Raw genomic sequence first — 14,476 nt, forward strand, 5'->3', positions numbered from 1 at the left:
CATCACCCGTTATTTATATATGCAAGAAGCGTGCCAACATTAAAATAGTGAAAACGCTTTACTTTTCTCAAAAAATGTTATGCAAGAACTTGCGCAGTATGAAATTTATTGCATGCCATTTACTTCAATACCATATTTCTCGAGCTTATAATATAAATTCCTAACGGATACTCCTAATAATTTTGATGCAGCAGTTTTATTGCCATTTACCGCTTTTAGAGTAGACTTTATGACCTTTGCTTCATATCTTTCCAATTGAACTGCTAAGGTTTCAGCGGGGATGGCTTGCACCGCATCTTCATCTTTTTCCTTGACCTGGCTATTCTGCAGCTCTGGTAAATGCTCTTCCTGGATGACCGTCTCGCTATAACTCAGGAAGATAATTGCCCGGCCGAGTACATTCTCAAGCTCCCTGACATTCCCGGGCCAGTCATAGTCCATCAACTTGTTGATTGCCTTCTCTGAAACACCTTCAACATTACGGCCGTAATCTTGATTTATTTTGCGAATCAGCCTTTCACAGAGAAGGGGAATATCGTCTTTTCTCCTCCTGAGTGGCGGTATATGGATGGGCATCCTATTAAGGCGATAATATAAGTCTTCTCTAAAGCTGCCATTGGCAATAGCCTTTTCAAGATTCATATTAGTCGCTGCTATGACCCTTACATTGATTGAAACTGGTTTCGTCCCTCCGACGCGTACAATCTCCCGCTCTTGCAGGACTCGCAGCAGCTTTGCCTGGGTATTGGCAGGCAATTCACCGATTTCATCAAGAAAAATACTCCCGTTATTGGCTTCCTCAAAAAATCCGCGTTTCCCCCCTCTTTTAGCCCCTGAGAAAGCACCTTCCTCATAACCAAAAAGTTCGCTTTCAAGAAGTGATTCAGAGATCGCTGCACAATTTACCCGAATGAACTTGTTGAATTTTCGGTCGCTGGCATTGTGGATTGCATGAGCAAAAAGTTCTTTCCCTGTTCCTGACTCCCCGCGAAGAAGGACAGTGGCAGGTGTTTTCGCCCCAAGCTTTGCCTGTTCCACCGGAATCATCATTTCTTCTGACTGGCCAATAATATCCTCAAACGAATACTTCGCTTCAAGGGTCCTTATAATTTGCCTTGCACGATTTAGTTCCCGGTTCAAGTTCTGGATTTCGGACATGTCATGGATAACCCCTACACTGCCCTTCAGCAGCCCATCAACAATGATCGGTGCCACATTTACTACTACTTCTTTTTTATTTGGACCAACCCTCATGGCTGCTCCGCGAACCGGCCTCCTAGTCTTAAGCACCTTCATATGCATGCTTTCTCCCTCGGAGATATCAGCTGTTGCCGGCTGTCCGATTACTTCTTCTTCTTTAAGCCCGGTGATCCTCGTATAAGCTGGATTGATCATTATCCCCCGGCCATCTTCATCCACTACCGAAATTGCTTCATCACTGGAATTGATGATTGCCTGCAGCATCGTCTGAATCTCTTTCAGGTTCGTTATTTCTTCTGCAAGATTCACTACATCCGTAATGTCCTTGAAAACGGAAAAGGCACCAATCAGCTGGTCATTCTCATCTATGATCGGAATCCTTGTCGTGATGATTTTTGAACCATTGGGCAGCACTAATTCCTTATTGGATTCAACTTTCCTGGTATTAAGGACCCTCAGAAGTTTGCTGGTAGGAATGATATCAAGAACATGCCGGCCCTCAGCTAGTTCCCTTTTTACCCCGATGATTTTCTCTGCACTCTTATTAAATAAAGTGACAGTTCCCTCTGTATTGATGACAACCATACCATCTCCAGATGAGTTAAAAATCAAATCATGTTCGTATGTAATTTTTCTTAGAGTTTTGATTAATTCTTCTTTCTCTTCTAACAGGGTAGCAAGAAGAAACGCGACACTTCCTGGAATCAATACCGTGTTTTTACTGCGGGCATCTCTTAATTCCTTGAAGACATTTTCCTCGCCGGTCACCTCGATGACAATATCCAAGTCACTTGACATATACTCATGCCAGTCGGTGCCAGTGGGAATTCCAGCTTTTCGTGCAGCGATAATTCCTGCAGCACGCGGATTAATATCCACTACAGCAACCACTTCGGCGGTTTGCTTAAATATGTTCAGGATCGCTGTTCCACCCTTACCTGCTCCAACAATCATTATTTTTTGCATAACGTTCACCACGTATCTGGAAAAATATTTCATGCTTTGAATTTATAGTCTGCAAATTCTTTCAGTATTATTGTAAATGTTTTTGCAGGCTCTGACAAATTTCTGTGAATTTTTAATTATCTCGATGGATTTCCTTTCAGGTCTCTAAGATTGCAGAAAAATTCTCCCTTGGGTATACTTTTTAAAGAGGACAAATTACGAGGGGATACCAAATGATCAGGATAATTGCATTAATCATCATGCTGATACCAGGTGTCATTGCTGCTCTAGGTGTAAAATTGATGCGAGATATGGTATTCGGAATTTTACAGGCACCTTTCCCATATTTATGGTTACAATTTCTGGCCGGACTTATCTTTTTCCTTGCTGGACTAGGTTTCATTGCTGGCTTCATTCTGCACCGTGACCGTAAAAGGAATAAAGTTCAGGCATTTTTTCGCATACCTGATAGCAATAAAAAGCAAAACAGGCCTTGACTTTATCAGGCCTGTTTTATATTTCCCCTTATTCTGAATGCCTTTGCCGGGTCATCAGTTATGACTGCACTGCAGTTCACCCTATACAGCCTTTCAAGCTCGGTGTCTTTATTTACCGTATATGGACGTACTTCAATCCCGCTTTCAATCGAAGCCTTAATGATTTCATCCGGCGCCGCCCTCCAATGAGGATGGAACCCCGTGGCCCGGATTGACTGAGCATAAACCCAGGGCATATATAAACCTTCAGATAGCAAAGGAGCAATTTCAATTTCAGGTGCGATCATATAGCTATGCACGATACTATAGTGGTTAAAGGATGAAATTATAATTCTTTCTGTTAAATCATATTTTCTTACCATATTTATAACTTTTTCTTCCATGCCCTCATACGGCATAATGGTGTTCTTTAATTCGATATTGCATTTCAGCCTTGTTCCAGCTAGCCATTCCAGGACTTCCTCCAGCGCGGGAATTTGTTGTTTTCCTGTCAGCGAGCTAAACTTAAAGCGCGCATCCAATTGCCGTAAATCTTTAAAATTGAAGTCCTTTACCATCCCAGAACCATCTGTTGTCCGATCAACTTTTTCATCGTGTATCACCACCAGTTCACCATCTTTTGTCATTTGGACATCGAGTTCCAATCCATCCGCCCCTGCTTTTTCCGCTTCCTTAAAGGCAAGTAAAGTATTTTCAGGGTATTCAGCTGCATAGCCACGATGTGCTAAAATTAGAGTCATAAACTATCACACCCATCTTTTTAATTTGGAGGTAAAATAACAATGAGACCGTTGCAAATCTCTGCCGAAACAGCCATCAAGCTTTCAGAAAAATTAGGCATGCCGATTGAACAAATCATGCACATGCCCCAGCATATCCTTTTGCAAAAACTAGCTGAAATGGAAAAGGAGAAATAACATCAAAATGTGCGCCTTAGGGCGTTTTTTTGTTATTGACATTCCTTGGTCCCTGTATAATATATATCATAATATCTAGACGTGCCATTGACCAATCAAAGGACATATAAAAAACATCTTACTTATTTTCGAATTTAATCGAAAGTAAGTAAGATGTTGTTAGGATATATGAAAAATTGCTAAATCGCGCCTAACTCTTTCAAGAAGCTTTGTGTTCTAAACGAAGCTTGTCAGCCACCATTGCGATGAATTCAGAATTCGTTGGTTTTGCTTTAGACATGCTCACTGTATAACCAAATAATGAAGAAATTGAATCAATGTTCCCTCTGCTCCACGCAACCTCGATCGCGTGACGGATGGCACGTTCCACCCGGCTAGCCGTTGTATTGAATTTCTTGGCAATATCTGGATAGAGGACTTTTGTGATCGAGCCAAGAAGTTCAATATCGTTGTAAACCATTGAGATGGCTTCTCGCAAGTACATATAACCTTTGATATGAGCAGGAACACCAATTTCGTGAATGATGCTGGTAATGCTCGCATCGAGGTTTTTAGGTTTTTGCTCGGAATTTGATCTTCCATAATTGATCGATGATGGTTTCCTCGCTACGGATTTTGCCTTTCCGCTAACCTGGCGGATATGTCCTGCCAGATGTTCCATATCGAATGGTTTTAGAATGAAGTATGATGCACCGAGCTCAACGGCTTTTTTTGTTACATCCTCCTGTCCGAAGGCTGTCAGCATGATGACATTAGGAATAATTCCTTTCTTTAAGTCCCGAAGCTTTTCAAGCACTGCTAAACCATCGAGATGAGGCATTATAATATCTAAAAGCAAGACATCAGGATCAATATCTTCCAGCATTTCTAAACATTCCTGGCCGTTATGGGCTACACCGACAATTTCCATATCCTCCTGGGAAGAAATATATTCCTCAAGTAGTCCTACTAGTTCTCTGTTGTCATCAACTACACATACTTTAATTTTGTTCACTGCTTGGTTCCTCCTCAATCCAATTATGATCACAAACAATCTCTTCTCTAAATTCTATTCTAAATGACTAATTCGACAATGCAACAGAAATTCCTCTTATTTTTAATTTTTTCTTAAAAAAGTAATATTTTCTTATATTTGCTCCATTTTCCTTTGTTTTTCGACTTATTTCGATAGTTGACAAAAAACCCAGCGGTAATTTGTCGAATAATCTTCATTTACAACATGAAATGCTTGTAAATAAAAGTGCAAAAAAAAGAAAAGGCGGCAATTGCCGCCGCCGCCGAATCCCTGTATTAACTTGCTTGCTCTCTTGGTTTTTCGTAAATGTCTATCCCTGCTTCATTCAGCATCCATTCGATATGGACGCCGTACCCGCTTGTTGGATCATTTACGAATACATGGGTAACCGCACCGACAAGCTTGTTGTCCTGGATGATCGGACTGCCGCTCATCCCCTGGACAATCCCGCCTGTTTTCTCCAGAAGCTCTGGGTCCGTTACCTTAATGACCATTCCCTTGGTTGCCGGGAACTTCTGCGGAATGGTGCTGACAATCTCTATATCAAAAAGGTTTACTTCGTCATTATTTACGACCGTCAGGATTTTCGCCGGCCCTTCTTTTACCTGGTGAGACAGGGCAATCGGCAAGGATTTATCGAATACCCCATTCGTGATATCCTTATTCAATTCACCGAAGATTCCAAAAGGACTGTTTCTCTGGATATTGCCAATCACTTCTCGATCGGATGAAAAGCGCGCCAGTTTTTCTCCTGGATTGCCTTTTCCGCCCTTCTCAATTGAAGTGACGGTTGACCTTACGATTTGTCCATCTTCGACGACAATTGGCTTTTTCGTATCCATGTCGGATATTACGTGGCCGAGAGCTCCGTATTTTTTTGATTGAGGGTGATAAAAAGTCATCGTTCCAATTCCCGCTGCTGAATCACGTATATATAATCCAAGCTTATACGTGTTTTCATTAACATCCTTTTTTGGCTGAAGCTGAGTTTTGATTTTTTCATTTTCCCGCTTAATTACAACATCCAAAGGCTTTCCATCTGTTCCAGCTTGTTTAACGAAAGGACCAACGTCTGCCATTTTTTCAATTTGCTGTCCATTTATTTCTGTAATGATATCGCCTTTTTTGATACCTGCCAGTTCGCCTGGGGATACCTTGCCTTCATCTGCCTGTACCTGGTGATGTCCGACCACAAGGACACCTACAGTATTCAGTTTTACTCCTATTGATTGACCGCCAGGCCTGACCTTGAAATCCTTGAGGACATTGACATCGACCTTTTTCACCGGAAAACCGGCTAATTCAAGGACCATCTCGTCCTTCCCATGCCGTTTGGCCTCAACAGAAACCGTTTCGTCTTTCTGGTCCACTTTGATGCTTGAATCATTTAAGGGAGCCGTAACTTGAACTGCATTCGCCTGGAAATCAAGCTTTTGCCCCTCGAATAATGTTATATCTCCTGGAATAGATAAATATTCGTGTACTGGTTTTGCAAATCCTAAAGCAATTAATGAAACAAGGAGAATTCCACCAATAAATTTTCTGAGAAAATCTTTTTTCAATCCATTCACTCTCCTCGCTTCTAGTCCAAACACATCAAAAATGGCTACACCTTTAATTTTGCCTCGAGTCGTCGCATTTATAACCTGTATAAAAATAAAAAAGCTACCCTTTATGGATAGCTTTTCATGTAACTGCCTTCATATTTTGTGCCAGCTGCAATAATTCTTCTGCATGCTGTTTGGTTAGATCCGTGATTTCTACTCCCGATATCATCCTGCCAATTTCCTTTACTTTTTCTGATGAGGACAGCGGAGTCACGGATGTTTTCGTCCGCCCATTTTTAATGATTTTGGAGATGTACAGATGGGTATCCGCCATTGCTGCTACCTGAGGAAGGTGAGAAATACAGAGTACTTGCGATCCAGTGGACACTTTGTATATTTTTTCAGCAATTGACTGGGCAACCCGGCCGCTTACCCCTGTATCCACTTCATCAAAAATAATGGATGTTACACCCTGATGTTTGGAAAAGATACTTTTTAGTGCCAGCATGATCCTCGACAGCTCCCCGCCGGAAGCAACTTTAGACAGCGGTTTTAAAGGCTCCCCGGGGTTTGTTGAAATGTAAAATTCAACTTTGTCGGCTCCGCTTTTATGGAATACATCCTGATCAGACTCAATCTTGAGTTCGAAAACAGCTTTTTCCATATAAAGCTCTTTTAATTCTTTGTGGATGAGTTTCGTCAGTTTCCTTGCCCATTTTTTTCGTGTTTCCGTCAAATTATGTGCTTCAATGCGCAAATCCTTTTTGAGCGATGCCAGCTCTTTTTCCATCTGGCCTATATGGACTTCTTTATTTTGAAGTGTCTCAATTTCCTCTTCGATTTTTGAGGAGTATTCGAGTATATCTTCAATTGAATTACCATATTTTCTCTTTAGCTGATTAATCTCATTCAATCTGTCTTCAATTTCCATCAAGCGCTGTGGGTCATATTCAAGCGAATCAAGATCGTTCCTGATTGTCCTCGCCGCATCCTCTAGCATGTAGAAGCTGTTAGAAACTGACTCTGCGACTGCTTTATATTCAGGATCCAATTCCGCGGCAGTCTGAAGGTTGTCCATGACCATCCCTATCCAATCGAGTCCTTTCTGGTCACCCTGCAGCGCATTATAGCTTGTCTGAATACTATCAAAAATCCGTTCAAAATTAGCAAGTTTCCGTCTTTCTTCAAAAAGTTCCTCATCCTCATTCAACCTCAGATTCGCTGATTGAATTTCATCATGCTGGAATTGAATCAAATCAAGCCGATGTGCCATTTGCTGCTCATTTTCACTGAGACTCTTTAGCTTTTTCTGTGTTTGTTCATAGGAACGGTAAACCTGCTGATATTCTTGAAGGGCAGGCATGATCTGTTCTGAGCCGAATTGGTCCAGGAGGTTGATATGCCTTGTTTCATCCATGAGTTCCTGGTGTTCGTGCTGGCCATGGATATCGATCAGCGTTGATCCTACTTCCCTTAACACTGCGATAGTGACCAATTTGCCATTGATACGGCAAACACTCTTTCCGCTCGCTGCAATATCCCTCCGCAAAACAATCATTCCATCCTCGATGTCTATCCCGAATTCTGCTGCTTTGGCATAACTAGGGTGGTTTGATCCTTCAATGAAAAACAATCCTTCTATCTCTGCTTTATCTTCCCCATGACGGACAAATTCAGCAGAACCTCTTCCGCCGACAAGCAAGTGAACTGCGTCAATGATAATGGATTTACCGGCGCCGGTTTCCCCTGTAAGTACAGTAAGCCCTTTGTTGAATGAAACAGATAAAGATTCAATAATGGCGAAATTACGTATCGATAATTCATTTAACAAGCAAACGTCACCTCATTTACAGCATTTCTAGAAAACGATTTGTGACCTTCTCAGTATCCTCGGGAGTACGGCAAATAATCAGGATGGTATCGTCGCCACAAATCGTGCCAAGTATATCTTCCCAATCAAGATTATCTATCAACGCCCCAATCGCATTGGCATTTCCAGGCAAAGTTTTCATGACCAACAGATGCCCTGCCTGATCGATCCGGATAAAAGCATCCATTAATGATCTTTTCAGTTTTTGCAAAGGGTTGAAGCGCTGGTCCGCTGGCAGGCTGTATTTATATCTCCCATCAATCAATGGAACCTTGACAAGGTGAAGCTCTTTAATGTCACGGGAAACCGTTGCCTGTGTAACATTAAAGCCCGCAGCCTTCAAGCGGTCAACAAGTTCATCCTGTGTCTCGATATCCTTGCTCGCGATCAACTCGCGGATTTTTATATGTCTTTGTCCTTTATTCATTCATATCACCCCTGGATAAATCCGAAACATTTATATACTCATATGTTAGCCGATTTCAACAGAATGTACAATCTTTCGTGGATTTTCGGCACAAGATAACCACGTAATTGACGAAGTGGTGAACTTATTCAAAGAAATTGCACACTGCAAGAACAAAAAGCGTAAGTGCCTTGGCCTTGGTCAGCCCCGACAAGACTGGAGGTCCGACCAGTTAAGTCGTTCTTTGACTTCATTGGGCGGACCGAAGCATTTCAAAGAGTTAGGAGCCGAAGCTAGACCAGCGTCTCGAGGGGCTAGGCGCTGGAGCTGGATTAAGAAAACAATATATAGTTATCAACAAGGCGGCTAATTAAAACTTCCTAAACAATCAAAAAAAGAACAGACTCAAAAAAGTCTATTCTTCCTCGCTGGCTTGTTTTGATTTCAGTTCGCTGTGTGCTTCTGTCACTACGTCCTCTGGAACTTTCTTCAACAGCATTTTACCTTTTTGTTCTTCTGGATTGTTCCACTGAAGGTGGAGAAGAAATTCAATATTGCCATCTCCGCCAGTGATCGGTGAGAAGCTTAAGTCCATGACATCATAACCCTCATCAATGGAAAAAGTAATGATTCGGTCCAGTACTTGTTCATGGACCTTCCTGTCACGGACAATTCCTTTTTTACCCACCTGTTCTCTACCAGCCTCAAACTGTGGTTTTACGAGTGCAACAACATCGCTCCCGGTCACCAGCAGAGTTTTAAGAACCGGCAGGATGAGCCGAAGTGAAATGAAAGAAACATCTATGCTTGCGAAATTCGGCATACCATTTGCAAGATCTTCAGGCTTTACATAACGGAAATTTGTACGCTCCATCACGACGACTCTATCGTCCTGACGAAGCTTCCAGGCAAGCTGATTGTAGCCAACATCAAGTGCATATGACATTTCAGCACCATTTTGCAGGGCACAATCAGTGAATCCGCCAGTGGAAGCCCCAATATCCAGCAGCGTTTTTCCTCTGACATCAAGTTCAAAAACCTTTAAAGCCTTTTCGAGTTTAAGTCCGCCGCGGCTCACATAAGGCAGCAGATTTCCCTTTACTGTCAAAGGAATATCACTATTTACTTTTTCACCTGGCTTGTCCAGTCTATTTTCGTTTGAGTAGACGAGTCCTGCCATGATTGTCCGTTTGGCTTTCTCCCTTGTTTCCGCCAGACCGCGTTCAACTAGCAGTACATCTAATCGTTCTTTTTTGATTTTCATTTATTACGCCCTTTTTTGTTTCTGTCTTGCAAGCTTTTGCATCCTAAGCACCACATCTTCTGTTGTCATGCCGATTTCCTGAAGAAGCTTTTCAACACTGCCATGTTCTATGAACTTATCCGGAATCCCCATCCTGTCGATTTCTACGTGCTGATAGCCCAGGTCATGTGCGGTTTCGAGCACAAAGCTTCCGAACCCACCCTGGAGGACAGCTTCTTCAATGGTCAGGATTGGCATATTTTTATTCAGAATGCCTACAAGCAAGTTTTCATCAAGAGGCTTGATAAACCGAGCATTCACCACTTTAACAGAAACACCTTGCTTTCCAAGGATTTCAGCAGCTTCCAAAGCCATCGGAATGGTCGTTCCGAATGTCAGGATGGCGGCATCTTCTCCTTCACGCAAGACATCCCAGGTGCCAATCGGAATTTCCTTCAGCTCGTCATCCATCGGGACTCCCAGACCATTGCCTCTTGGATAACGCATTGCAATTGGTCCATCATCATACTTGATTGCTGTGTTTACCATATGCTGCCCTTCATTTTCATCCTTAGGCATCATTAAGACCATATTAGGCAAGTGCCTTAAAAAGGCAATATCGAATACACCCTGATGAGTTTCCCCATCCGCACCAACAAGCCCTGCTCGGTCAATGCCAATGAAAACATTCAGGTTCTGGCGGCATATATCGTGAACTACCTGGTCATAGGCACGCTGCAGGAAGGTAGAATAGATTGCCAGGAACGGCTTCATGTTTTGTGTAGCGAGACCGGCAGCAAAAGTCGCTGCATGCTGCTCAGCGATACCGACGTCAATCATTCTGTCCGGGAATTCGCTGGCGAAGCCCTCAAGCTTTGAACCAACAGGCATAGCTGGAGTTACTGCTACGATTCGCTCATCGGTCCGGGCGATTTTTCTGACTGTCTCACTGACAAGCTTGCTCCATGCTGGCGGGGCAAATTCAGGTTTTACAAAATCACCAGTTTCTGTTTTGTAAGGGCCGGTTCCATGCCAGGTTCCAATCTTATCGTTTTCAGCCGGATTATATCCTTTGCCTTTTTTCGTGATGACATGCAGAAGGACCGGTCCATCCTGTTTTTTTGCATATGCAAGGTTCTCGAACAAATCATCATAATCATGGCCATCGACTGGTCCAAGATAGGTGAACCCTAATTCTTCGAAAAAGATGCCAGAAACAAAGAGATACTTCAAACTGTCTTTAATTCGCTCCGCAGTGGCGGCAAGCTGCCCGCCAATGGCTGGAACTTTTTTCAGCAAGTATTCCAGTTCATCTTTTACCCAATGATATTTACCCGCAGTCCGAAGTCGTCCAAGTACATTATGCAAGGCTCCAACATTAGGGGCGATAGACATTTCGTTATCATTCAATATCACAATCAGCTTCTTCTTTTCGTGCCCGATGTGGTTCAACGCCTCTAACGCCATACCCCCGGTAAGGGCACCGTCACCGATGATCGGCACGATATGAGAACTTTCTCCCTTTAAATCACGGGCTATTGCCATACCCATTGCAGCTGAAAGAGATGTAGAGCTATGGCCTGTTTCCCAGACGTCATGCTCGCTTTCCACCATTTTCGGAAATCCGCAAAGCCCTTTATGCTGCCTTAATGTATCGAACTGACAGGCTCTTCCTGTCAGGATTTTATGAACATACGACTGATGTCCGACATCCCAGAGGAATTTATCTTTCGGGCTGTCAAAACACTTGTGAAGAGCAATTGTTAATTCGACAACACCAAGATTTGGTCCAATATGGCCGCCGGTAACCGATAATTTTTCTATCAAAAACTGCCGAATCTCCCTGCTTAAGTCTTCCAATTCCTTTTTCGAAAGATCTTTCAAGAAGGAAGGGTCTTTTATCGATAAAAGATCCATTTCGGACCACTCGCTTTCATTTCTGACTTATTATTCAGCCTTCTGTTTTCGAGGCTGAGTTCATTTTGATTGCGGCACTAGATCTATGTACCCGCAACTTCCGCCTCGATTACTGAGACTTCTGAAGCAGGAACCGTCCAGGCAGCAACAATTGTACTGAAATAGCCTTATCCTAAAAAAGTTGTTAGTAATAACATATATTAAGTAAAGAAGGGTTTTCAAGCTATACCTTGAAATATGCTATCAAATTTTAATTTACTACTCATCTATCTATGTAAAAAAAAGCTGCCAACACCTTGGTGCTAACAGCTTATTATAGCACATGAATGCACCGTACTTCAACGAGACGCCGATACTAATGATTCCTTAATCCAATCAGATCGGTAATCTGAGAAAGAATTTCCACTTGAAGGCCTGTGGATGACAGAGCTTCCTTGGCATTGAGCAAATGTTCCTCAAGAGCTTGCTTGGCTCCTTCCAGTCCAAGAAGTGCTGGATAGGTACTTTTCTCGTTTGCTGTATCGCTGCCCACCGGCTTGCCGATCAGCTCTTCTGTTCCTTCTAGGTCCAGGATATCGTCACGGATCTGGAAAGCTAGTCCTATATGATATGCAAACTTGGTCAGTATTTCCTTTTGCACTGGGGTTGCACCGGCTATTTCTGCTCCGGCAATAATACTGTATTCAAGCAATTTTCCTGTTTTATGGATATGGATATATTCCAGCTGTTCCAGCGTCAGCTCTTTGTGCTCCCCTTCCATATCGGCTATCTGGCCGCCTACCATTCCTAATGCTCCTGCAGCGGATGACAATCCTTTGATCAACGCGAGCTTGACAGTTGCGGATGCCGACTCTTCTGACATTTCTGCAAGCATGTTAAAGCTTAATGTCAATAGGGCATCCCCGGCAAGAATGGCCGTTGCTTCCCCGAATACCTTGTGATTAGTCGGCTTTCCCCTTCTTAGATCGTCATCATCCATGCTTGGCAGATCATCATGGATTAAAGAATATGTATGGACCATTTCAATCGCGGCAGCTGCATCAAGTCCATGTTTCGGATTCTTCCCGAATGAGTCAATCACTGCAAAAACCAGGAGCGGACGAATTCTCTTTCCGCCTGCTTCTAGCGAATAGAGCATGGCATTTGCGAGGTTTTCCGGAGTCTTCAGAGCACCAACTGTATCCCTCAGCCGTTCCTCGACAAGTGTCTTATATTCGATCATAAAAGATTCTAGTGAAACAGGATGCAATACTATTCCTCCTCATTTATGGAGAAGCTTTCAGTCCGTCCATCTTCAGTAATGATTTGGGCCAGTTGTTCTTCCACATTCTTTAGCTTATCATGGCAAAGCTTGGATAATTCCATTCCCTCTTTATAAAATGAGATTGCTTCTTCCAGGGGCACATCGCCTTCTTCTAATTTTTCAACGATGTTTTCTAATTGGTCCATTGCCTGTTCAAAACTCATTTTTTTCTCTTCAGCCATTGTTTTCACTCTCCTCAATATCTGTCACGACGCATTTAATGCTTCCATCAGATAGCTTTACATATATTCTCCGTTCAGGTTTTACCTGGGTGACAGTCTTAATCAGTTCCCCATCGTCTGTATAGGCAAGACTGTAGCCACGGTCCATGATTTTCAACGGGCTTAACGCTTCTAGAGTAGAAAGCATTCCGTTGAACTCTTTCCTTTTTTCAGAAACGACTGCGGTCATGGCACGATTTAAGGCCCTTGATGCCCTAAGATGCCTCTCTGCAGAGCTTTTTCTTAATTCTTCTGGATGACTTCGCTCCAGCCTTCTTTTCAATTGAATAAGAGTATCACCTTTTGATGAATACAGTTTTGCAGCTCCACGGGTCAGTGATTCTGTCAATTTATCGACTTGTTCTAGTTTTTGTTCATACAACTTCCTGGGATACCGGAAGGCGTAAGACCTGATAAGACGCTGATATCGCTCTTGCTGGAAGAACACCTTCTCCCTCATCGCCCTCATCAGTCGGGTTTCCCTGTTCATTACCCTTTCAACTAGTTCTTGGATATGAGGGACGGCAAGTTCAGCAGCACCTGTTGGCGTCGGTGCTCTCATATCCGCCACGAAATCAGCAATGGTAAAGTCTGTTTCATGGCCGACAGCCGAAATGATCGGTATTCGTGAAGCAAAAATAGCCCTGGCAACGGATTCTTCATTGAAATTCCACAATTCTTCAATCGATCCGCCTCCGCGGCCGATGATCAGGACATCAATATCATCCCGTGCATTCGCCTTCTCAATTGCCCTGACTATTGATGGTCCTCCCTGGTCACCCTGTACAAGTGCAGGAAAAATAAGTACCTTAGTAATCGGATATCTTCTCTTGATCGTAGTCAATATATCACGGATTGCCGCTCCTGTTGGAGACGTAACAATCCCGACAGCTTTAGGGTATTTTGGGATTGGCTGCTTATATTTTGGCGAAAAAAGCCCCTCTTGCTCGAGCTTCTTCTTCAGCTGCTCATAAGCCACGAATAAATCGCCCACTCCATCGGTTTTCATTTCCTTTATGTAAACCTGGTACTGGCCGCTGCCCTCATAGACAGAAATATCTCCTCTAACCAGCACCTTCATCCCATTTTCGGGTCTGAACTTCATGTTTCGGGCAGACCCTGCGAACATGACTGCAAGGATTCGTGCTTTCTCGTCCTTGAGAGTGAAATACATATGTCCGCTCGAATGCCGTTTGAAGTTGGAAATTTCTCCTTTGATATATACACCCTGAAGATGCGGGTCAGCATCGAACTTTCGTTTTATGTATTTAGTTAAAGCATTGACGGTTAGATAACGCTGTTGCTCCATTGGAAAACTCCTTTGGCGGAACATATGAATGTTCCCTGAAAAATTGGTACTTTTTTTCATGACAGACTTAAGCCAGTCATAAAAAA

General features: G+C 43.0%; 13 protein-coding genes. 2 read left to right on the forward strand and 11 right to left on the reverse strand.

Annotated elements, in window-relative coordinates; all coding sequences use genetic code 11:
- Positions 1-105: 105 nt before the first annotated feature.
- Positions 106-2,166, reverse strand: coding sequence for a sigma 54-interacting transcriptional regulator (locus tag B5X77_RS20025; RefSeq protein WP_079509677.1), 2,061 nt, complete (start codon positions 2,164-2,166; stop codon positions 106-108).
- A 212-nt stretch (positions 2,167-2,378) separates the two neighbouring features.
- On the opposite strand from B5X77_RS20025, the gene B5X77_RS20030 reads away from it, so the two are divergent.
- Complete coding sequence (locus tag B5X77_RS20030) at positions 2,379-2,642, forward strand: DUF2627 domain-containing protein (protein ID WP_079509678.1); 264 nt, start codon at positions 2,379-2,381, stop codon at positions 2,640-2,642.
- Between the two features lie 5 nt (positions 2,643-2,647).
- Here the strand turns inward: B5X77_RS20030 and B5X77_RS20035 are convergent, their stop codons facing one another.
- Positions 2,648-3,382 carry a glycerophosphodiester phosphodiesterase gene (locus tag B5X77_RS20035; protein ID WP_079509679.1) on the reverse strand — a complete coding sequence of 245 codons (735 nt, stop codon included), beginning with the start codon at positions 3,380-3,382 and terminating at the stop codon, positions 2,648-2,650.
- A gap of 42 nt (positions 3,383-3,424) precedes the next feature.
- Here B5X77_RS20035 and B5X77_RS20040 point away from each other — a divergent pair, with 42 nt between their 5' ends.
- Positions 3,425-3,559, forward strand: a complete 135-nt coding sequence (locus tag B5X77_RS20040; protein WP_079509680.1) for a YycC family protein — start codon at positions 3,425-3,427, stop codon at positions 3,557-3,559.
- A 199-nt stretch (positions 3,560-3,758) separates the two neighbouring features.
- On the opposite strand, the gene spo0A is transcribed toward B5X77_RS20040, so the two are convergent.
- From spo0A to xseA, 9 genes are all read right to left on the reverse strand, one after another.
- A complete protein-coding gene (gene spo0A / locus B5X77_RS20045; RefSeq protein WP_079509681.1) occupies positions 3,759-4,553 on the reverse strand; it encodes a sporulation transcription factor Spo0A in 795 nt (264 codons plus the stop codon).
- Positions 4,554-4,849: 296 nt separating this feature from the next.
- Positions 4,850-6,136 (reverse strand): SpoIVB peptidase, encoded by a 1,287-nt coding sequence (gene spoIVB / locus B5X77_RS20050; protein WP_079509682.1) that lies wholly within the window; start codon positions 6,134-6,136, stop codon positions 4,850-4,852.
- A gap of 124 nt (positions 6,137-6,260) precedes the next feature.
- Positions 6,261-7,952 carry a DNA repair protein RecN gene (gene recN, locus B5X77_RS20055; protein ID WP_079509683.1) on the reverse strand — a complete coding sequence of 564 codons (1,692 nt, stop codon included), beginning with the start codon at positions 7,950-7,952 and terminating at the stop codon, positions 6,261-6,263.
- 16 nt (positions 7,953-7,968) lie between these two features.
- Complete coding sequence (gene ahrC, locus B5X77_RS20060; protein WP_079509684.1) at positions 7,969-8,418, reverse strand: transcriptional regulator AhrC/ArgR; 450 nt, start codon at positions 8,416-8,418, stop codon at positions 7,969-7,971.
- Between the two features lie 394 nt (positions 8,419-8,812).
- The gene (locus tag B5X77_RS20065) at positions 8,813-9,661 is read right to left on the reverse strand and encodes a TlyA family RNA methyltransferase (protein ID WP_079509685.1); all 849 of its coding nucleotides are present in this window, start codon (positions 9,659-9,661) and stop codon (positions 8,813-8,815) included.
- A 3-nt stretch (positions 9,662-9,664) separates the two neighbouring features.
- Positions 9,665-11,557: a 1-deoxy-D-xylulose-5-phosphate synthase gene (gene dxs, locus B5X77_RS20070; RefSeq protein ID WP_079509686.1), complete on the reverse strand. Its 1,893-nt coding sequence runs from the start codon at positions 11,555-11,557 to the stop codon at positions 9,665-9,667.
- A 355-nt stretch (positions 11,558-11,912) separates the two neighbouring features.
- Positions 11,913-12,806, reverse strand: a complete 894-nt coding sequence (locus B5X77_RS20075) for a polyprenyl synthetase family protein (protein ID WP_079509687.1) — start codon at positions 12,804-12,806, stop codon at positions 11,913-11,915.
- A gap of 2 nt (positions 12,807-12,808) precedes the next feature.
- On the reverse strand, positions 12,809-13,042 hold the full coding sequence (locus B5X77_RS20080; RefSeq protein WP_079509688.1) for an exodeoxyribonuclease VII small subunit: 234 nt from the start codon (positions 13,040-13,042) through the stop codon (positions 12,809-12,811).
- Complete coding sequence (xseA, locus tag B5X77_RS20085; RefSeq protein ID WP_079509689.1) at positions 13,035-14,390, reverse strand: exodeoxyribonuclease VII large subunit; 1,356 nt, start codon at positions 14,388-14,390, stop codon at positions 13,035-13,037. The genes B5X77_RS20080 and xseA overlap by 8 nt, the downstream gene beginning before the upstream one ends.
- Positions 14,391-14,476 lie beyond the last annotated feature (86 nt).

This window comes from Mesobacillus jeotgali (genome assembly GCF_900166585.1).
Taxonomy (GTDB): Bacteria; Bacillota; Bacilli; order Bacillales; family Cytobacillaceae; genus Mesobacillus; species Mesobacillus jeotgali_A.